General features: G+C 44.9%; 21 protein-coding genes and 1 riboswitch. Of the genes, 9 read left to right on the forward strand and 12 right to left on the reverse strand.

Annotated elements, in window-relative coordinates; all coding sequences use genetic code 11:
* Positions 1–76 precede the first annotated feature (76 nt).
* Both Pcarn_RS20475 and Pcarn_RS20480 read left to right on the forward strand, forming a co-directional pair.
* Positions 77–637: an SPOR domain-containing protein gene (locus Pcarn_RS20475; protein WP_261836174.1), complete on the forward strand. Its 561-nt coding sequence runs from the start codon at positions 77–79 to the stop codon at positions 635–637.
* A 19-nt stretch (positions 638–656) separates the two neighbouring features.
* Positions 657–1,661 carry a D-alanine--D-alanine ligase gene (locus tag Pcarn_RS20480; protein WP_261836175.1) on the forward strand — a complete coding sequence of 335 codons (1,005 nt, stop codon included), beginning with the start codon at positions 657–659 and terminating at the stop codon, positions 1,659–1,661.
* Here the strand turns inward: Pcarn_RS20480 and Pcarn_RS20485 are convergent.
* The gene (locus Pcarn_RS20485) at positions 1,645–2,598 is read right to left on the reverse strand and encodes a site-specific integrase (protein ID WP_261836176.1); all 954 of its coding nucleotides are present in this window, start codon (positions 2,596–2,598) and stop codon (positions 1,645–1,647) included. The two genes, Pcarn_RS20480 and Pcarn_RS20485, sit on opposite strands and share 17 nt — an antisense overlap.
* A 247-nt stretch (positions 2,599–2,845) precedes the next feature.
* On the opposite strand from Pcarn_RS20485, the gene yciH reads away from it, so the two are divergent.
* The gene (gene yciH, locus Pcarn_RS20490; protein WP_261836177.1) at positions 2,846–3,157 is read left to right on the forward strand and encodes a stress response translation initiation inhibitor YciH; all 312 of its coding nucleotides are present in this window, start codon (positions 2,846–2,848) and stop codon (positions 3,155–3,157) included.
* Between the two features lie 66 nt (positions 3,158–3,223).
* Here the strand turns inward: yciH and Pcarn_RS20495 are convergent, their stop codons facing one another.
* On the reverse strand, positions 3,224–4,597 hold the full coding sequence (locus tag Pcarn_RS20495; RefSeq protein ID WP_261836178.1) for an NCS2 family permease: 1,374 nt from the start codon (positions 4,595–4,597) through the stop codon (positions 3,224–3,226).
* Between the two features lie 44 nt (positions 4,598–4,641).
* Positions 4,642–4,741, reverse strand: a riboswitch (purine riboswitch).
* A gap of 201 nt (positions 4,742–4,942) precedes the next feature.
* Here Pcarn_RS20495 and Pcarn_RS20500 point away from each other — a divergent pair.
* The 3 genes from Pcarn_RS20500 to Pcarn_RS20510 are packed head-to-tail and all read left to right on the forward strand — an operon-like array spanning position 4,943 to position 6,434.
* Complete coding sequence (locus Pcarn_RS20500; RefSeq protein WP_261836179.1) at positions 4,943–5,641, forward strand: AzlC family ABC transporter permease; 699 nt, start codon at positions 4,943–4,945, stop codon at positions 5,639–5,641.
* A complete protein-coding gene (locus Pcarn_RS20505) occupies positions 5,638–5,958 on the forward strand; it encodes an AzlD domain-containing protein (RefSeq protein ID WP_261836180.1) in 321 nt (106 codons plus the stop codon). Before Pcarn_RS20500 ends, Pcarn_RS20505 begins: the two co-directional genes overlap by 4 nt.
* 59 nt (positions 5,959–6,017) lie before the next feature.
* Positions 6,018–6,434, forward strand: a complete 417-nt coding sequence (locus tag Pcarn_RS20510) for a DUF4174 domain-containing protein (RefSeq protein WP_261836181.1) — start codon at positions 6,018–6,020, stop codon at positions 6,432–6,434.
* On the opposite strand, the gene Pcarn_RS20515 is transcribed toward Pcarn_RS20510, so the two are convergent.
* The 4 genes from Pcarn_RS20515 to Pcarn_RS20530 form a co-directional block, all read right to left on the reverse strand.
* Entirely contained in the window at positions 6,435–7,037 is a 603-nt protein-coding gene (locus tag Pcarn_RS20515) for a CAP domain-containing protein (protein ID WP_261836182.1), read from the reverse strand. It abuts the gene before it with no gap.
* 222 nt (positions 7,038–7,259) lie between these two features.
* On the reverse strand, positions 7,260–8,141 hold the full coding sequence (locus tag Pcarn_RS20520) for an NAD(P)-dependent oxidoreductase (protein WP_261836183.1): 882 nt from the start codon (positions 8,139–8,141) through the stop codon (positions 7,260–7,262).
* Between the two features lie 445 nt (positions 8,142–8,586).
* Positions 8,587–9,156, reverse strand: a complete 570-nt coding sequence (locus Pcarn_RS20525) for an FMN-dependent NADH-azoreductase (protein ID WP_261836184.1) — start codon at positions 9,154–9,156, stop codon at positions 8,587–8,589.
* 207 nt (positions 9,157–9,363) lie between these two features.
* The gene (locus tag Pcarn_RS20530) at positions 9,364–10,260 is read right to left on the reverse strand and encodes a LysR substrate-binding domain-containing protein (RefSeq protein ID WP_261836185.1); all 897 of its coding nucleotides are present in this window, start codon (positions 10,258–10,260) and stop codon (positions 9,364–9,366) included.
* Between the two features lie 144 nt (positions 10,261–10,404).
* Here Pcarn_RS20530 and Pcarn_RS20535 point away from each other — a divergent pair, with 144 nt between their 5' ends.
* The gene (locus Pcarn_RS20535; protein WP_261836186.1) at positions 10,405–10,848 is read left to right on the forward strand and encodes a DoxX family protein; all 444 of its coding nucleotides are present in this window, start codon (positions 10,405–10,407) and stop codon (positions 10,846–10,848) included.
* Between the two features lie 18 nt (positions 10,849–10,866).
* Positions 10,867–11,562 (forward strand): pirin family protein, encoded by a 696-nt coding sequence (locus Pcarn_RS20540; RefSeq protein ID WP_261836187.1) that lies wholly within the window; start codon positions 10,867–10,869, stop codon positions 11,560–11,562.
* Between the two features lie 35 nt (positions 11,563–11,597).
* Here Pcarn_RS20540 and Pcarn_RS20545 read toward each other — a convergent pair whose 3' ends face one another.
* The 4 genes from Pcarn_RS20545 to Pcarn_RS20560 all read right to left on the reverse strand — a co-directional run bounded on the left by Pcarn_RS20545 (position 11,598) and on the right by Pcarn_RS20560 (position 15,624).
* The gene (locus Pcarn_RS20545) at positions 11,598–12,596 is read right to left on the reverse strand and encodes a CobW family GTP-binding protein (RefSeq protein WP_261836188.1); all 999 of its coding nucleotides are present in this window, start codon (positions 12,594–12,596) and stop codon (positions 11,598–11,600) included.
* Positions 12,586–13,146, reverse strand: a complete 561-nt coding sequence (locus Pcarn_RS20550) for an LbetaH domain-containing protein (protein ID WP_261836189.1) — start codon at positions 13,144–13,146, stop codon at positions 12,586–12,588. Before Pcarn_RS20550 ends, Pcarn_RS20545 begins: the two co-directional genes overlap by 11 nt.
* A 5-nt stretch (positions 13,147–13,151) precedes the next feature.
* Positions 13,152–14,492, reverse strand: coding sequence for a dihydroorotase (locus Pcarn_RS20555; protein ID WP_261836190.1), 1,341 nt, complete (start codon positions 14,490–14,492; stop codon positions 13,152–13,154).
* 148 nt (positions 14,493–14,640) lie between these two features.
* Entirely contained in the window at positions 14,641–15,624 is a 984-nt protein-coding gene (locus Pcarn_RS20560; RefSeq protein ID WP_261836191.1) for a quinone oxidoreductase family protein, read from the reverse strand.
* 140 nt (positions 15,625–15,764) lie between these two features.
* Between Pcarn_RS20560 and Pcarn_RS20565 the strand changes: the two genes are divergently transcribed.
* Positions 15,765–16,664 (forward strand): LysR family transcriptional regulator, encoded by a 900-nt coding sequence (locus Pcarn_RS20565; protein WP_261836192.1) that lies wholly within the window; start codon positions 15,765–15,767, stop codon positions 16,662–16,664.
* Here Pcarn_RS20565 and Pcarn_RS20570 read toward each other — a convergent pair.
* A complete protein-coding gene (locus Pcarn_RS20570) occupies positions 16,644–17,909 on the reverse strand; it encodes a sensor histidine kinase (RefSeq protein WP_261836193.1) in 1,266 nt (421 codons plus the stop codon). The genes Pcarn_RS20565 and Pcarn_RS20570 overlap by 21 nt on opposite strands.
* 3 nt (positions 17,910–17,912) lie before the next feature.
* Positions 17,913–18,587 carry a response regulator transcription factor gene (locus Pcarn_RS20575; RefSeq protein WP_261836194.1) on the reverse strand — a complete coding sequence of 225 codons (675 nt, stop codon included), beginning with the start codon at positions 18,585–18,587 and terminating at the stop codon, positions 17,913–17,915.
* Positions 18,588–18,633: the final 46 nt, after the last annotated feature.

Genomic DNA, 18,633 nt, shown 5'->3' on the forward strand with positions numbered 1-18,633 from the left:
CATAGGGTTATCCCCTTGATTCTCAAACAGAAGATGGCATGATTTTGGTTAACATCATGTATCGAGTATTCCAAAAATGAAAAAAACAGCCATCATCTCTTTAGCGCTTCTACTGGCAGCATGTAGTTCAAGCGATGAATATCAAACTGAAGTTCAATCTGAAAGCTATCAAGAGCAGTATCAAACTGAGCAGGTAGCAGAGGACTCTAGCGAAGCAATTGAAGAACAAAATGCAACTGCAGAGGCTAGCGAAGCACCGGTTGTTGAAGATCAAGACGCTATCGTAGAAGAGGAAGTGGCACAAACTGAGCCAAAAGCAGAAGAAACAACTGAAGAAGTTGCAGTTTCTAGCGCACCTAGCCAGGGTTTTGCGATACAATTAGCCACACTTTCTGATCATGACAAAGCGGTGAAGCTTGCACAAAGCTTTAAAGCCGAATTGCCAATGTGGCTTCAGTCTAAAGTGGTGGGTGAGAAGCAGGTTTACTCTGTACTAATGGGTGATTTTGGTGACTATGATCAAACCAAATCGACAATTGCTTCTCTACCTCAAGAGCTACAAATGCTGAAGCCATTTGTGAAAAACTTTACAGATAAAGAGCTTGCGGACGCTGAGAGGTTTGAAGCGATCCAATAAGCGCTAGGTTACAAATACAATGACAAAAATAAACGTTCTTCTGCTGTGCGGTGGTGGTTCATCTGAGCACGAGGTTTCGCTTGTATCGGCAGATTACGTACAGCAACAGCTAGGTTTAACTCCTGAATTACAAGTGACTAGAGTTGAACTGCTCGAGAACACTTGGGTTACTCAAGACAAACAAGAGTGCTATCTAGACATTCACAGTGCTGAGTTGGTAGTGGGTGAAACGCGTTCTAACGTGGACTACATAGTGCCATGTATTCACGGCTATCCGGGTGAGACGGGAGATATTCAATCTCTGCTAGAGCTTTCTGGTATTCCGTATTTGGGTTGTGGTCCTGAAGCAAGCTCTAATAGCTTCAATAAGATCACGTCTAAACTGTGGTATGACGCCATAGATGTACCTAACACCCCATATCTGTTCCTAACTCAAAATAACGCGCAAAGTGTTGAAAAGGCAGAAAAAGCCTTTGATGAGTGGGGAAGCTTATTTGTAAAGGCGGCCCGTCAGGGGTCTTCAGTGGGTTGTTACAAGGTAACGGAAAGGCAAGGCGTTCAGCAAGCGATTGAAGATGCGTTTGGCTACTCTGATCAGGTGCTAGTTGAGAAAGCGGTAGTCACTAGAGAGCTTGAGGTTGCGGCCTATGAGTTTGAAGGTGAACTTGTAATCACGCCTCCTGGCGAGGTAATGGCGCCGTCAGATACTTTCTACTCTTATGAAGAGAAGTACAGCAGCGACAGCCATTCCACCACTGAGGTAGAGGCTAAAGGGTTAAGTGAAGAGCAGCTTGGCCAAATTGCTGATTATTCTCGTCGTGTATTTGTACAGATGGGCTTAAAAGACTTGTCCCGTATCGACTTCTTCTTAACGGACAATAACGAGATCTACCTAAACGAGGTAAATACCTTCCCGGGTATGACCCCGATCTCTATGTTTCCTAAGATGCTTATCAACAACGGTCACGATTTCGCTGCCTTCTTGGCACAAGCGATCAAACGTGGCGTTAGTCCCAAGGCTTAATCACCTTAAACTTAAGCCTTTCTTGGTCTGCCAGTACCTGTTTGCCTAGGTACTGTGCAGGCATTGCAGGGCTGACCCAGCGTCCAAAATCTGTAATATCCGAGATGTGATAACCTTGTTTGGCCAGCTCTTTGGCGGCGCCTACACGCGCAGACTGTCCGGTAAATTGCACATCCACTTTTAATTGATCCTCAACCGCTCTAAAGACTCGATAGATGGATGACGCGTCCAGCGCCATATCACCAATGTTGCCGTGGCGATCGATTCTGCGAAATACCGGGCCTGGTTGTTCTGGTACCATCAAAACCCAACTTCGCAAGATGTCACTGCTAGCCGGTGAGAGCTGATAGGTTTTATCACCAAAGTGAATTTGATAGCTTTCGCTCTCTTGTAGTTGTTCAAAGGATAGGGCTCTTAGTTCGCTGCGTTTGAGTGCACATTCAAACATCACCGACAGAAGGGCGACATCCCTTAGTTGCTTGAGTGTGCTATCGCTACTCAGTTGCTGTTGAAGTTCTTTAAGGTGATTGGCATTGAATGCACTGGCTTGTTTGGCATCACCTTTCTTGTCTAATCTAGTTTGCGCCATGATCATTTTGATAGAGCGATGATTGCAAGGGTCAGGGTACTCGTGGAAGCGGTGCACTAATCCTATAGTGATGGCCATACGTTTTATGGTGGAGTATTTACGAGTCTGGGTTTGCTTCTCTAGAAATAGGCGCACAGCTGTAGTTGAAGCCGGAAGGGCACTGACTTTCTTTAGTTGGCAAAACTCCACCAAGTGATTCCAGTCATTCCTCATGGAAAGCAGAGAGTTTCGGCTGTATTGATTAGCGGTAAGTTTATCGAAATCTTCTACCGTTACCCTGCCATTGAATAGGCGAGCGCTTCTCTTTTTAGCGTCAGGGTCGGTAATTGGGATACACTTCTTTCTCATAATGCACTATAACTAATTATGTTTGGTCTATTGAATATATACCAGAAACTACGTATTAACAAAGACTTATCTCGATTTTTAGGTCTATCTAGGAGAGAATTTTGCTACGATTTTGATTCCATATGTTCTTGCATGTGTGTAGTTGTGGATTAACTAAGCAATCCGAATTGAAAATAATAAGCAGACGCTGAGGTTTATCATAAAGGGTGTTAAAATTGCTCTAATAGACAAGCAATAAGGTATGAGTATGAGTCTCGTATATTCAACAGAAGTGGGCCGTATTAAGCCTGAAGAAGAGAAAGTAGAACGTCCAAAGGGTGATGGCATTGTTCGTATACAGCGCCAAACAAAGGGTCGTAAAGGTAAAGGCGTTTGCTTAGTAACAGGTTTAGATCTCGATGATGTCGGCCTCAAGCTGATGGCGGCTGAGCTTAAGAAAGTATGTGGGTGCGGTGGCGCGGTAAAAGATGGTGTTATCGAGATTCAAGGTGACAATCGTGAGAAAATTAAAGCACACCTTGAGAAGAAAGGCTTAAAGGTTAAGTTAGCCGGTGGTTAATCGGAGCCTAGAATGAAGAAAGCCCCTGATATTTGTCAGGGGCTTTTTGTTTTTGCTAGTTTACTATTACATCAGCACTAGATAAGCGATGAAGATAGCAGACAGGCCGTAGATGATTGGGTGAACCTCTTTACCACGACCAGCAACAATCATAGAAAAGCTGTAGCTGATAAAGCCCATAGCCATACCGTTTGCTGGAGAGAAGCTAAGGATGGTGAACATAATGGTAAAGAAGGCTGCAATGCGAGACTCTTTCTGTTCCCACTGAATGTTACCCAAGCGTCCTACCATGTAGATACCAACAACAACCATAGCCGGCGCTACGATAGCGGTAGAGAAAATAGAGAACAGTGGATATAGGAATAGAGATAGCAAGAACAGACCTGATACTACTACTGCAGCCAGACCAGTCTTCGCGCCTTGAGAAGAGGCGATACCCGACTCAGAGAATGCAGTGATAGAGGTAGTACCAAGCATAGTACCGATCACTGTACCGCCTGCATCCGCTACAAGTGCAGACTTAGCGTTAGGCACTTTACCGTCTTTATCGATAATACCTGCATCGCGGCCTACACCTACGATAGTGCTGAGGCCGTCGAAGAAGTCGACGATAAAGAAGATGATGACGATAAACAGTAGGTCAAACAGTTTATCTGCAGTGAAGGCTGAGAAGTCAAAGATAGCGCCAAAGCTTGGCGCTAGGCTTGGTGGTGCAGATACTAGTGAGTCTGGGATAGGTGCGTTAGCAGTGCCTAGCATCATATCAGCCACAATCGTTAGTACTATGGAAGATACGAAAGAGATAAAGGTCGCTAGTTTGATGTCACGAATCATACATCCAAGAGCAATAAAGATACTGATATAGGCAATCAGCACCTGAGGGTCTTTGATGTTACCCATGCTTACAAGGATGATAGGGTTAGAAACGATGATACCAGCGTTCTTTAACCCTAGAAAAGCAATGAACAGACCAAGTGAAACTGTGATCGCGAGTTTCAAATCCTCTGGGATCGACTCAATCATGGTCTTGCGAACCTTGGTCATAGAGAAGGCTAGGTAGATGATGCCAGAAAGGAAAATGCCAAATAGGGCTTCGTTCCACAGTAGCGCTACAGAACCACTAAACAGCATGCCTTTGAAGAAGCCGTTCATGCTCATGCCAGGTGCAAGCATTACCGGGTAGTTACCAAATATACCCATGATAAGAGTTGCAACTGCTGCTGCGATTGCAGTCGCAGTAAAGATTGCACCGCGATCCATTCCTGGGATATCGCCCAGGATTGCTGGGTTAACCGCTAGGATGTAGCTCATTGCCAAGAAGGTGATAAATCCAGCGTACAGCTCTGTGCCGATAGTGGATTTTCTTTGTGCAACTTTGAATTGACGTTCAATCAGCGACTGCTCGCTGCTTGGTGCTTGAAGGACCGTTTCTTGACTCACGATGTGACCTTTTTACTTAGATAAAAATACACCGAAGCCATAACGTGTAGACTGGATAAAACTGTAGTCTCAGAGTTAGGCTCCGAGGTAGAAACGAGAGGTCCAAATCACCTCACATATACAGCTTCGATATGTAAATTGGCGCGTATAGTAAACGTTTGCGAGAGTATTTCAAGCTAATTTTTGAACAGTTCAAGATCTCCTTGATTTAGAAACAACTAAGGTGCAAATTTTCAAACTAAGAATAACAAAATCGCTTGCTGTGGCTTATGTGATACTAATGGACTGTAGATAACAAACAGCGTGCTGTATTAGGCAAAAAGTGATTAAAACAGGGTTTAATTAATGGAAACGACGCAAGGTCGCAAAAAACTATTTTTACAGGGTGTAGTAGCAATGATACCGCTTAGTGTAGCGGTAATACCTTGGGGACTTTTAGCTGGTTCTTATGCTATTGACTCAGGGTTATCCCCGATAGAGAGCCAAGCCTTGTCTGCTATTTTATTTGCAGGTTCAGCTCAGCTAGTGGTAACTGGAATGATGAAAGCTGGTGCTGGGTTAGCGACTATGCTGCTGACCACCTTATTTATAACCTCACGGCACTTTTTATACAGTGTTTCGATGCGTGAGAAAATCAGCCCACTTTCTTTAAAGTGGCGCTTAACCCTCGGATTTCTGCTGACCGATGAGCTCTTCGCTGTGTGTGGCAATCAAGACCCTAAGCGTTTTAATACTTGGTATGCCCTTGGCGCTGGCTTGAGTTTCTATTTGTGTTGGAATCTCGCCACCTTGGTTGGGATCGTGGCGGGCAGTTATATTCCTGCCATGGGAGACCTTGGTTTGGAGTTTGCCGTAGCGGCAACCTTTATTGCCTTGGTTGTGCCATCCGTTAAAAACTCACCGACGCTGGCTGCGGTATTGGTTTCCTTGGTTCTTTCCATAGTGTTGAATCTCGCCCAGGTAGAAGGCGCGCTAATGATAGCGAGCCTAGGAGGAATGCTAACAGGCTTTGCAGTGGAAACCCTCAAAGGAGAAAAAGCATGAATCTAGCGATTATCTTCATCCTTGCAGGCCTAGTGTTCTTTAGCCGATACGTGTTTCTTGAACCTAAACTGCCTCTTAGATTGGCTCCTTCCGTGCAAAGAGTGCTTAGCTACTCAGGTCCAGCTGTATTAACCGCTATTTTGGCTCCTATCGTGTTTGCGCCGCACGGAGAGTTATGGATAGCTCCGAAGAACCCGTATCTGCTGTGTGCAATCTTGGCGACTCTTGTTATTTATAAGACCAAGAATGTATTGCTTACGACAGTGCTTAGCATGATAGTGTTTTTGATCCTAAATAACCTAGTATTCGCCCACTAGGTGATCACATAGTCACAGTACGCCGTAGTTTGTGAAGGTACGGGTGTGAGGCTAGGGTGATGAAAAAGATACTTTTAATTATGCCGTTGTTAGTAAGCTGTATGGCTACTGGGGCGTCTGGTCTTGAGGATATTGCGGAGTTAAGGTGGGAGAACAGAGTCTTTGTGATCCATTCAAACTCACCGCAGCAAGTAGTAGAAGCGCTAAATCAAAACAGTTATGAGATCGATGATAGACACATCACTTGGTTTGTAATCTCAAAAGGAGAACTAAGCACCAATTATCAAGGTGAGGTGTCCAGCTCATTTAGTAGAACAACCCTAGATACCTATTTTGACTCAGAATATGGTGTGGTTTTGATTGGTAAAGACGGCGGCATTAAGCATAGACAAAATGAGTTGGAGCTTAGTACCTTGTTTAACAAGATAGATGCTATGCCAATGCGCCGTTCTGAAATGCGGAGTAGGGAAATCTAGTTATCTTGGTCTTGCAAACGCTTGAGTCCAGTAAATACCATATCGAGTGTCGCTGTTTTCAACAAAGCTTGCACCCATCTGTGTGACGTTGGCACTCATGATATTCTTGCAGTGCCCCTCACTTGCCATCCATGAATTCATTACCGCATCTATTCCAAATTGCCCAGCAGCAACATTTTCTGCCCAAGCCGACCATGTATAACCTTGCGCTGAGATACGGTCGCTAGGAGAGTTTCCATCTGAGCCTGTATGAGACAGAAAGTCTCCATTGGCCATATCACTTGAGTGTGCAAACGCGGCAGCCTCGAGGCTGTGATCCCAGGTTAGTGCCGGAACGGCCGGCATTTCTGTAGAGCCACAGATTTGCGTGGTTGCGCGCTTGGCGTTTACCGCTTGAAGCATCTGATCAGCAAAGTTAGCATCGGGCTGGCGAACAGGCTCGCTATCTTCGGCTGGAGGCGAGGGCACTATGGGTGTCTCACTACTTCCACTGTCTGGCATGGTTGTGTCGCTTGGGTTGGAATTGCTCGTGCTAGATTCGTTTGAACTTGAGCCGCAGCCCCACAAAAATACGCTGATTAAGGGCAGAATTAGTAGTCGCATACTGTGTACCTCATATGCTTTGTCCATGTATCGGCGGTTTAAGACCGCTCTGAACCAAGAACTATAAGTCTTGTGAATGTGAGGTTGCAATGCAAGGTGGTGGATCTTTACTCAGCTTTGACAAAGCGAAAAGCTAAGGTATTGAAAACTAAACAAACAGTAAAAACGAAAAAAGCCCCGTTAAAAAACGGGGCTCTTCAAAGCTATTTAGCTAATCTCGAATTACTTCTTTAGGTTAGTGAAGTAGTCGAAGATTACTGGTACGTCGTTGTTACCCATGCCTGCGTCAACAGCAGCTTGTAGGCTAGTAGAAGTACCTTGAGCGATTAGAGACTCAGTGCCTAGCTCTTCACATAGAGCAAGGAAGTAGCCAAGGTCTTTGTTTGCGTTAGCAACAGAGAAGCCTAGTTTCTCTTCGCCGTCTACAGCGTAGAACTTACAGAACTGCATGAACGGAGAGTTAGATGGACCAGCTGACATGATGTCGAATAGTTGCTGACCGTCAACGCCTGCTAGCTTAGCTACTGCGAACGCTTGAGACATAGTTGCAACAGTAGTCATGCCCATGAAGTTGTTAACTAGCTTAGTAACGTGACCTGAACCTAGAGCGCCTAGGTGGAATACGTTTTCGCCTTGCTCGTCAAGAACTGGCTTAACTTTGTTGAAAGTTTCGATGTCGCCAGCAGCCATGATGTTTAGAAGACCATCTTTAGCGTGAGCTGGAGTACGACCTAGAGGTGCGTCGATCATGCCAGCGCCGATAGCAGCTAGGTCAGCACCAATCTTCTTAGTAGAAGCAGGGATAGAAGTACCGAAGTCGATTAGAGTCTTGCCTTCAGACATACCCGCTAGGATACCTGTGTCGCCGTAAACTACTTTCTCAACAACTTCAGAAGTTGTTAGACATAGCATAACGATGTCACTTTTCTCAGCTAGTTCTTTACCGGTAGCTGCTTCAGATGCGTTGCCACGAGCTAGAACAGCTGCAACTGCATCTTTGTTAAGATCCATTACGTTTACTTCGTAGCCACGGTTTTGAAGATTTTCAACCATGTTGCCGCCCATAAGGCCAAGGCCGATGAAACCAATTACTGGTTTAGTCATGTCTAACTCCTAAATACATATACTATTGTATGACTATTTGCCGATAGGATAACTGTATGAGTAGATTTAAGCAATGACAGAACTACCAAAAATGATACATAGATCCGATTTATTTATCGCGAACACCTACAAAACTTGTAACTAATTCTTCATTTTACCAAGTAAAACCCTGTATTTACCTAGGGTCGTATGAAAATCACACAAACGAGTGTGTAGTCAATTTCAAACTACCGAGTCGTTATGAAATACGTGTAGATGATAGCGGATAATCGGACAAATAGAGCAAAATCTTAGGGCGCATTTAAGTTTAATTGTAATACTAAAAGGTAGGGGTTGATACGGATTTATATGCGCATAGGGAATAAGGCGCAGAGGAACGGCTACTATATAGACAAAAAAAGAGCCCAGTTAATACTGAGCTCTTTTCTATATTGAATGCTAATTACTAAACAAGCTCGGCAAGTGCGCCTTCACGTGCCTTGTTTGCTTGCTCATCACCCATGTTCAGGCCTTCAGCATAAACGAACTCAACGCTAGTGATACCAAAGAAGGCAAGGATAGATGTTAGGTAAGGCGTAACTGTGTCAGTTGTTTGGTCTTTATGAATACCGCCACGAGTTGTCACTATGACTACTTTGCGATCACCAATCAAACCTTGAGGGCCGTTTTCTGTGTATTGGAAGGTAACTCCCGCACGCGCCATGATATCGAAATAGTTTTTCAGTTGAGTTGGCACACTAAAGTTATACATAGGGGCGCCAATGATAACGGTATCTGCTGCTTTAAGCTCGGCAATGAGTTCATCAGAAAGCTTTTGAATCTGTTGCAATTCAGTGGTTAGAGACTCGATAGGCGAGTTAATCGCTGTCATTACATCGAGATCAAGCTGAGGTACTGGATTAGCAGCTAGGTCGCGAACCACGACTTCTTTGCCTTTGATTGCTTGCTCGATTAGTTGATTAGACTGAGAGTTGTCGCCAAGTAGGCTTGATTTTAGTACTAGGGTGTTAGGCATAAGACTTTCCTTCAATTTCTTTGTATTCGTTGTTTGCTCTTGGAGCTTGTAAACAAGTCTAACCAAGGAAACTGAATTCAAAAATCGGAAAATATTGACAAAATCATTCAATATTTTTGAATGGTTACAAATGTCGTTCGGACAGCCTTTATCACCTCATGTGATTATGAAGCAAAGAAAAACACGGGCAATTGCATCGCGTATTTCTTAACTCAAATCCCACTCTATATTGCACAGCTGCTTTGCGAACCAGCGGAGTGCCTTGCCATCTTGATCTTTGTGCCAAGCTATATAGGCATCTTGGGTTGGTCGAGGAATAGCGCACTCTTTTTCCACCAGCATTCCGTTATTGATATGCGGCTTGGCTAAGTGTGCAGGAATAAAGCCGACACCTAACCCCTCAATTTGCGCCGCTATCTTGGATTCCATTGAGTTGACTCGCACTATCTGTCTACTTTTGAAAAGACCGCTGTCTCTAACCGGTAAAACCTGAGAGGTGTCTGCGACCACAATAGATGGATAGCGGTTGAGTTGCTCACTATCAATAGCGCCTTGATGTTTCGCCAGCGGGTGATGCGGGCTGACTACAAAGATAAAAGCGATCTCACCAATTTTATGAGTTGTGAAAAGTCCTTTAGGCAACTCACCGCTTGCCCCTATAACAATGTCAGCCCTGCGACTGTGCAGGGCATCCCATCCGCCCCCGAGCACTTCAACACCAAGATTTACATCAACCGATTGCTCTAGCTGATTGAATCTATGAATTACAGGAAAGATCTTACTCTCGGGAATAATGGTGTCTCTGGCGATCCTTATTTGGCTTTCCCATCCTGATTCTAGTTGTTGTACTGAGTCATACAGTCGATTACTGGCAAGTAAAATCTCGCGACCATGTTCCAAAACCAACTTGCCTGCTTTGGTGAGGGTGGCTCTCTGACCGGAGCGGTCAAACAGAGGAGTTCCTATCTCGTTTTCCAATTTTTTGATGGTATAGGTGAGAGCAGAAGGGACTTTGTATAGGGATTCAGCCGCCGCTGCGAAGCTACCTTTTCTCTCTATTGCGTCCAAGGCTCTTAACGCATCCATTGAGATGTTGTTATACATATTCGTTCCTATTCAAAAATTTTGAATGTAACTGTCAGATCTTTCCGATTTTTTAATAAAGCTAGCACACCTAAACTTAATCTCAACAACCAAATACAGAGGCTTTCTAGCGAAACGCTAGGTTTAAATAATTTGAGGTGAACTATGAACGTATCAATTAAAAACATCCTTTCAAGCAACGCAGGCTTTTCAGCATTAGCTCTAAGAGTTCCAGTAGGTATCATCTTTATGGCCCATGGCGCACAAAAGTTATTTGGCTGGTTTGGCGGTTACGGGTTAGAGGGGACAGGTCAATGGATGGAGTCTATCGGTCTGGCACCTGGATACTGGATGGCCATGTTAGCGGGTAGCGGTGAATTCTTTGGTGGTTTAGCAATTGCGATTGGTCTTCTGACTCGTCCAGCTGCGTTTGCCCTAGCAATCACCATGTTGGTAGCAATATTTGCAGTGCACTTTGAAAACGGTCTCTTTATGGCTAATAACGGCTACGAATTTGGTCTCGCGCTACTAGCAGCAAGTGTTTCTCTAGTGTTTTCCGGAGCGGGTAGTGCTTCAGTAGATAACTTTATCGCTCATAAACAAGCTTAATTTCTGGAGGTAGATACCATGATTACAGTACGTAAATCTGAACATAGAGGTCATGCAAACCACGGTTGGCTGAAGAGTAAACATACCTTTTCATTCGCAAGCTACCACGATCCAAAAGAGATGGGATTCTCAGCACTACGCGTGATCAATGATGATTTTGTCGCTCCAGAAGCGGGTTTTGATACCCATGGTCATAGAGACATGGAGATCATCAGCTATGTGCTTGAAGGTAGCATAGCGCACAAGGACAGTGAGGGTAACGTTCAAACTCTACCAGCTGGAGAGTTCCAACTGATGTCAGCAGGCAAGGGGATTTATCACAGTGAGTTTAATCCGTCCTCTAATGAGGCTCTAAAGTTCCTACAGATCTGGATTGAGCCAAACGCCTTTGGTGGTAAGCCAGGTTATCAACAGAAACAGTTTGGGAAGAACTCAGGAATTACCACCATAGCGACGCCTGATGGAAGAGGAGGCTCGCTAACCATCAAGCAAGATGCGAGTTTGCATCAGCTTATTTTAGGTCCGGGAAGTGAGTTAGATTTTGATGTGCTCAGTGGTAGACAGGTTTATGTTCACCAGATCTCGGGAGAGTTAAGTGTTAATAACACAGAGCTAAAACCAGGTGATGGCGCTAAGGTATCTAACGAATCGAAACTCAGCTTGAAGAATAGCGGTAGTGACAAGGTAACGGCATTAATCTTTGATTTGCCATAACAAGAAAGGCCTAGCATAAAGCTAGGCCTTGTCGATCACGAGAGGCAATCAAGAAGCTCGGCTTCTAATGTCTCTCTGACTTCTTTTGCTATTACCTCGATGCGACTTTCAGAGCAGTCATCCAGTTCAAGTTCGGTCATAGCATCTTGGGTAATGTTATAGCCAAAGATACCGTCATAGGTGATAAAGACAGCTTTGATGCGCTCTGCATCAATGGTCCCAAGAAGCGCCTTGATCTTGGAGTGGCTGAACACCTTGTCAGGAGCAAACCTCCAGCCTTCACTTTGGAATCCTTCGCCTTGGTTATTGGCCTTGATAAAGCCAGACTCTGGGATAGGCAACTCGCAGGCAAGAGGCTTGGACTTGTGGTGATGATGGTGATGAGCAGGTGCTCCTAACCAGCGACTTTCCCCTTCAAGCTCAGTGAACTCAATCTTGCCTTGCTCGGTTGCTAGCACTGGTGTTTCTGGTTGACCGTGCTGAGCGACAAAAGAGGTTAGGCTCTCAAGTTCACTTTCGCTGTACAGGTCTACTTTGTTTCCCACAACAGTATCTGCGATAGCCACCTGCTGAATAAAGGTATCGTGCTCGGCGTATTCTGAATCCGCTAGTTTGCGTGCATCAACCAGTGTGATGGTTTTCTGAAGATTCAGGATCTCACGGTAGTAGTCTGTAGTTAAAACCTGAAGCACTTCTTTAGGGTGCCCAAGACCGGTAGGCTCTATTAGCAAACGGTCTGGTCGTGCTTCATTTAGAAGTTGATTAAGAGCTATCTGCATTGGAAGACCTGCAGTGCAGCACATACAACCGCCAGGAACCTCACGGATAAATACGCCTTGTTTATTAGTGTGCTGGCCTTCAAACAGGCTACCATCGACACCAATTTCACCAAACTCGTTCACCAATACAGCCCAACGCTCATTGTTAGGCTTGTTCTTCAAAAGATTCAGGATGGCCGAGGTTTTACCCACACCCAAAAATCCAGTAATGATGTTGGTTGGAACCGCCGTAATTGGCTGTTTATCAGAACTCATTTGCTATCCTTTTATAGCCTTGCACTAGCTCTTGGTTTGCAGAAACCACTGACTCCGAGAAGGCGGAGTATTCTGGTGGCACCTCTGAGATAGAGTTTAAATCAAAGTGCGGACCAATATTGGTCATAGGTGGCACGTGAAAACGCTCAGGTAGGTCAAGGCCGTCGATGACGCAATTATGCCTTACTACGCAACCATCTTGAATCGCGGTTCTGAATACCACGGTGTTAAATCCGATAAATACGTCATTGCCGATTTCGCACGGGCCGTGAATGATAGAGCGGTGGGCGATTGAGCTTCGTTCGCCGATAGTTACAGCGGCGCCAGATTTAGAGTGGATCACCACTCCATCCTGTATATTGGTGTCTCGCTTAATGATAATCGGCTCCATGTCACCAGTCTCATCGGTTTCATCAGCACGGATAACAGCGTAAGGACCAATAAATACATTATCTTCAACGATAACCTTGCCACACAAGATTGCAGTTGGATCAACAAAGGCTTTTTCTGATACCTGTGGCAGGTGTCCGGTTGGGTTTCTTCTGATCATCTTGATTATCTGCTAGGTTGAAATTGAAGGGACATAGCTTGATTAGGCTGTTGGGTCACATTGGTGCCGTCAAAGGCCATAAAGCCGTTAACCCAAGTAGCCGCAATAGTTGCTGAGAAGGTTTGACCATCGAATGGTGTCCATGCACATTTATACAGACTGTTTTGATCAGTAATGGTTTGCGGTTTATCTAGGTCTGCCAAAACTAGATCGGCGAAGTAGCCTTCTCGGATAAAGCCACGCTCTTCAATGCCATAGCGAATCGCAGGGTTGTGCGCGCTTTTTTGTACAACCTCGGTAAGGGTGAGTCTTTTTTGCTTAGTGTGCTCTAGCAAGCTAGAAAGGGCGTGTTGTACTAGAGGCATTCCGGCAGGCGCTTTAGGGTAAGCTTGATTCTTTTCTTCGAATGTATGCGGCGCGTGATCCGTTGCAATTATATCGATGCGGTCGTTCTTTACGGCATCCAACAGGGCATCTCGGTCTTGAACCGATTTAATTGCAGGGTTGCACTTAATGCGGTTACCAAGCCAAGGGTAGTCTTGCTCACTGAACCACAAGTGATGCACACAGGCCTCGGCAGTGATGTGTTTGCTCTCGATTGGTCCTTTTTCAAACAAGGAAATCTCTTTCTCAGTTGTAATATGAAGCACATGCAGTTGGCTGTGATATTTCTTTGCAAGCTCGACCGCATAAGAAGATGAGGCAAAGCAGGCTTCAGCGTCTCGAATAGTAGGGTGGTCTTCAATCTCCAGCTCGGTTTTGGTTTCCAACAGACGCTTTTGGTTCTCAGCGATCAAAGGACTGCTCTCACAGTGGGTCACAATCAGAGTCGGGGCCTGCTCAAAGATTTTATCCAGTGCTTCAGGATGTTCGACCAACAGATCACCTGTAGATGCACCCATAAAGACTTTAACGCCACAATGCTTTGTAGGATCGAGACGTTTTATTTCATCTAGGTTGTCTTCGGTAGCGCCTAGATAGAACGAATAGTTAGCAAATGAATTTTGTGAGGCGAGACCAAATTTGTGCTCAAGGGCTTCGATTGTCGTGGTGGAAGGGCTTACGTTTGGCATCTCCATAAAACTGGTGATACCGCCAGCAACCGCTGCGCGTGACTCGCTGAAGATGTTTCCTTTGTGGGTCAAGCCCGGCTCTCTGAAGTGAACCTGGTCATCAATCATTCCAGGTAGCAGATAGAGGCCTTTGGCATCAACAATATGGTCTGTAGGACTTGCAGAGATAGAGCGGGCGATTTTTTCGATTCTTTGTCCTTTAATAAGTACATCAGATTCGACTACCTTGCCCTCGTTTACAATTCGAGCGTTTTTGATCAGAGTGTTTTGCATTTTCTTTTTACACTAAATGAACGGATGCGAAGCTTTACTAACAAAGCGTAATTTCTGATATGTTATAACATATCATTTGCACTTAACAACCGAACATTACCGAGATGCAAACGGTAAAAAGCCAGTGCAGAAGCACTGGCTTTGGAAGTTAAGGAATAAGTAGCATCTTGCCTTTCACTTGACCACTTTCGATTAGGTCATGAGCTTTAGATGCTTGCTCTAGCGGCAATGTAGAGTAGATTGGCTTAATTTTTTCTTCATCCAGTAGTTTATACAGTGCCTTCATTGACTTCTCTACCAATGGGTAGTTATTGAAGTAGGTAGCATAGATTTCTGAATAAGAGACCGTTGGTGATTTAGTGAAGTGCTTGATGGCTTCTGCCTGTAGATTGGTTTCGCCCATGCCGCCAAGCAGGCCAAAGATAACTACATGACCAAGTGGAGCCAGCATCTCAAAGTCTTGCACGATAGTGTCACCAGCAATTGGGTTGAAGATGTAGTTTACACCGCGGCCGCCTGTCGCTTGTTTGACTTCATCTATCCAATCACCCTGAGAGGCAAAGGCGAAGTCAGCGCCTAACTCCAGTGCGCTAGCCAGTTTCTCTTGCTTACGTTCAATAGCGATAACCTTGACGCCTGCAATCTTAGCCAGTTGGATAAGTGCTGTACCCACACCACCTGATGCTGCATAAACAAGAGCAAATTTATCTTCTTCGACTCGCGCTACGTTGTGAAGCATGTGATAAGCGGTGAAGTAATTCACTGGCAGTACTGCCGCCTCTTTGAGGTCTGTGCTTTCTGACAGCACAATCAGTTTATCGGCATCTACAGCAGCAAATTGTGCGTAGGTTGAAGCACCAATAGGACCAAGGAAAGCAACCTTAGTACCTTCTTTAAGCCCAGTACCGTTGGCATCTGCAACTATACCGCTGGCTTCTACACCTGAGATGTAAGGCAGTTCTGGCATCATGCCTGGAGGCATGTTTCCTTCACGAATAATGGTGTCGATAAAGTTAACTGGTGCGGCTTTGATTTCTACCAAAACCTGGCCTTCTCGTAGTCTTGGGGTTGGAGTCTCTTGATATACCAATTTATCGCTACCGCCAGTTTGAGTAAGTAGAACTGCTTTCATATTGCATCTCCGGTCGAGTCTTTCGTTTCGTTGAGAAAGATAATAGGTGACTCTGAGACAAGAAAAAATTGCCAAGATTGCACTTCATAATCTCATAAATGGGATAATATAAATTATCAGTAAAAAGTAGAGACCGATTCATGAAGAGAGTTTTGGATGATCTAAGTGTGTTTTGCTCCGTGGTAGAGAATGGAACCCTAAAAGGAGCATCGGAAGCGTTAGCGATTCCTCATAGTACTGTTAGTCGAAGAATCGAGTCGTTAGAGAATAGCTTAGGTTTGACGCTTCTACACAGAACAACAAGAGAAGTCCGTGTCTCTCAAAGAGGACAGCAACTCTACGACGATTGCGCGCCAATGCTTGAATCTATTCAAGGCTCTATCGATCTTGCAGTAGAAGAAGAGGTTGAATTTAGGGGCAAGCTGAAGGTGTCTATGCCAGTGAGAGCGGGTATTGATTTTCTGGGCTCTTGGCTTATTGATTTTGCTTCAACGCATCCAGAACTCGATCTCGAAGTGTCCTTATCCAATACCAACAAAAACCTGGTGCAAGATGAGATAGACCTTGCGTTTAGAGTTGGACCTTTAATGGACTCATCTGCTATTGCGTTGCATTTATGGGATATTCCATATCAGGTGGTTGCACATAGGAATTATCTCGTTGAGCATGAAATTACGGATAACTGTATAAATAAACAGTATCTCGAGAAAATGCCATCAGTGGTAACCAAACCGGCTTTGAGTTGGTCGTTTTTAGACCATGAAAAACAAGAGGTCAGGCTAACCCCCAATGCAGGATTAATCTTAGATGACCTAGGACTAGCCCTTCATGCGGTGAAAAGCGGTAAGTATATGGCGATGCTTCCCAAATCCATGATAGATAGTGATGACTTGGTTGAGGTGACAGTAGAGGGGCTGGTGCCTAGAACTCGAATCATGTATGCCTATTATCTTGGAAGAAGGCACGCACAGAGTCAGATCAGGCACATCATAGATTACATTAAGGCTCGCAATGCAAACTTAAGTCACACTGTCACTTAATTTTATAGTGGCAGTACAGCCGTTATCGTTATCAGAAAGATTGAAAGTCCATTGATATCTCTGACAAAGGTCTTCTACTATCATCAATCCCAAACCGTGGCCTTCAGAGTTACCTTTTGATAGACCTGAACCATTGTCTCTAATCTCGATCTGATTTGAATGAACACTCACATTCACTTGCCCGTCTTGTGTCGCGGCGTAAGCGTTTCGTAGTAGGTTACCAATGAGCATATTCATTACCGCGGGCGTTGCACGTACCTGTGGCTCGCTGATGAATTCCAAACAAACACGGTTATTCTTAGATATCGCGTGTTGCGAGTTCAGCGCGAGGATATCCATCATCTCGTCTTTATCAAAACTTCTCAGTGGCGCTGAGTCGACACTTTTTTCGTAGCGAATGATCGAGAGCAGAGCATCAACCATGGTAATCATCTGATTGGTCGCATCACCGATACGTACCAGTTGCCTAGACTGAAAATCGGTGACTTCTTGCTTCGATAGCAGCTTCGTCGCTCCGGTCACTATGGTGAGTGGTGTTCTGAGCTCGTGACTTGCATAACGGGCAAAAGCCTGTTCTCGCTTCAGGGTCTTGTCTAGATCACTACGGTAGGTATTTAGATATTTAGTGAGGAGTTGAAATTCTTGAGCCGCCTGTTCGTTAATGGTGAACGAGCTCTTAACGTCTCCAGACTTATTCTCTAATTGATAGCTAAGTTCATTTAAGGGTTGGATAAGGTGCTTTGAAAGACGGTGAAGTAGGGTGCCAAAAGTGACCATTAGTAAGCAGACCAAACCTAAGATCAGGAAACCTGCCCAAAACAGCTCGTAGGCGCCAAATTCAACGGCATCTATCAGGGTCAAAAGAACAATAGGTTTCTTTACTCCGCGATCGATATACGAGCCCTTGTAGACCATGTGTGATAAGGGCTCAAGATAATCGCCAACCTCACCAACAAAGTTCTCTTTATTATGCAGAAACTCCTGATAGGGCACCGGAACTTTTGATAGGTCGTTATAGGCAACGGTTAACTTATCGACTTGGATCGCCCCTTGCTCGCCATCGAGAAAACGCTCAATTGCTGCGTCTCTATCGATAGAGATACGTCGTTCACCAACACGGTCTTCCGACCAGCGAAGAACGCCGATGACCAATGCGAAGATAATAGCGCCAATAACCACTGAAATGGCCGTGAAAAATAGTGCAAGCCTACTGGTAAGTGTCTTGCTGTTGACGGCTTGTACCATGTTTTAGACTTCCTCGAGTTTAAAGCCAACCTTAGGAACAGTGATCAGCATGGCCGTTGGAAAGGGTTTATCCAGTTGATTACGAAGTTGATAGATATGGCTTCTGAGGGCATCGGTGTTGATTTCTTCACCGTCCCAAATCTTTTCAGCGATTTCCTGCTTTGTAACCACATTCGGCGCTGCTTTACATAACAGCTCGAGAATTGAATAGGTGGTAGGGTTTAGAGCAAGTTTGCGTGAGTCGCGATAGGCTAATCGCTGTTTTTGGTCTATCTCTAAGCTACCGTATTTAAGACGATGGCTTGCTACTTTGCCTTGAAAGCGTTTGATCAGGGCTTGAACCCTGACATGCAAGATATCTAGGTCGAATGGCTTGGTAAGGTAATCATCGGCACCTTGTTCAAAGCCAGTAAGTTGGTCGTCTTTGCTGTCCATAGCCGTTAGCATAAGTACCGGTGTCGATATACCCGCCTCACGAAGACGGCGACACACCTCTAGACCGTCCATTCTAGGGAGCATCAGGTCAAGAAGTATAAGGTCAAAATGGCCTTCTAATCCCAGCTTTAAACCTAACTCGCCATTATCGGCATAATCGAGCTCTAGCCCCTCCGACTCAAAGTAATCAAAAAGGATTCCAGCAACGTCGCGATTGTCTTCTACTAATAATATCTTGGTCATTACGTGTTTTATTGGTTATTTCGTATGGAATTTTGGCAGTAAAACC

Source organism: Vibrio ishigakensis (assembly GCF_024347675.1).
Lineage (GTDB): Bacteria > Pseudomonadota > Gammaproteobacteria > Enterobacterales > Vibrionaceae > Vibrio > Vibrio ishigakensis.

Coding starts and splice junctions, on each gene's coding strand:
- Pcarn_RS20475 (WP_261836174.1), top strand. CDS start 77: ATGAAAAAAACAGCCATCATCTCTTTAGCGCTTCTACTGGCAGCATGT.
- Pcarn_RS20560 (WP_261836191.1), bottom strand. CDS start 15,624: ATGAAAGCAGTTCTACTTACTCAAACTGGCGGTAGCGATAAATTGGTA.
- Pcarn_RS20555 (WP_261836190.1), bottom strand. CDS start 14,492: ATGCAAAACACTCTGATCAAAAACGCTCGAATTGTAAACGAGGGCAAG.
- Pcarn_RS20545 (WP_261836188.1), bottom strand. CDS start 12,596: ATGAGTTCTGATAAACAGCCAATTACGGCGGTTCCAACCAACATCATT.
- Pcarn_RS20510 (WP_261836181.1), top strand. CDS start 6,018: ATGAAAAAGATACTTTTAATTATGCCGTTGTTAGTAAGCTGTATGGCT.
- Pcarn_RS20515 (WP_261836182.1), bottom strand. CDS start 7,037: ATGCGACTACTAATTCTGCCCTTAATCAGCGTATTTTTGTGGGGCTGC.
- Pcarn_RS20480 (WP_261836175.1), top strand. CDS start 657: ATGACAAAAATAAACGTTCTTCTGCTGTGCGGTGGTGGTTCATCTGAG.
- Pcarn_RS20540 (WP_261836187.1), top strand. CDS start 10,867: ATGATTACAGTACGTAAATCTGAACATAGAGGTCATGCAAACCACGGT.
- Pcarn_RS20525 (WP_261836184.1), bottom strand. CDS start 9,156: ATGCCTAACACCCTAGTACTAAAATCAAGCCTACTTGGCGACAACTCT.
- Pcarn_RS20500 (WP_261836179.1), top strand. CDS start 4,943: ATGGAAACGACGCAAGGTCGCAAAAAACTATTTTTACAGGGTGTAGTA.
- Pcarn_RS20550 (WP_261836189.1), bottom strand. CDS start 13,146: ATGATCAGAAGAAACCCAACCGGACACCTGCCACAGGTATCAGAAAAA.
- Pcarn_RS20505 (WP_261836180.1), top strand. CDS start 5,638: ATGAATCTAGCGATTATCTTCATCCTTGCAGGCCTAGTGTTCTTTAGC.
- Pcarn_RS20520 (WP_261836183.1), bottom strand. CDS start 8,141: ATGACTAAACCAGTAATTGGTTTCATCGGCCTTGGCCTTATGGGCGGC.
- Pcarn_RS20530 (WP_261836185.1), bottom strand. CDS start 10,260: ATGTATAACAACATCTCAATGGATGCGTTAAGAGCCTTGGACGCAATA.
- Pcarn_RS20575 (WP_261836194.1), bottom strand. CDS start 18,587: ATGACCAAGATATTATTAGTAGAAGACAATCGCGACGTTGCTGGAATC.
- Pcarn_RS20565 (WP_261836192.1), top strand. CDS start 15,765: ATGAAGAGAGTTTTGGATGATCTAAGTGTGTTTTGCTCCGTGGTAGAG.
- Pcarn_RS20485 (WP_261836176.1), bottom strand. CDS start 2,598: ATGAGAAAGAAGTGTATCCCAATTACCGACCCTGACGCTAAAAAGAGA.
- Pcarn_RS20535 (WP_261836186.1), top strand. CDS start 10,405: ATGAACGTATCAATTAAAAACATCCTTTCAAGCAACGCAGGCTTTTCA.
- Pcarn_RS20570 (WP_261836193.1), bottom strand. CDS start 17,909: ATGGTACAAGCCGTCAACAGCAAGACACTTACCAGTAGGCTTGCACTA.
- yciH (WP_261836177.1), top strand. CDS start 2,846: ATGAGTCTCGTATATTCAACAGAAGTGGGCCGTATTAAGCCTGAAGAA.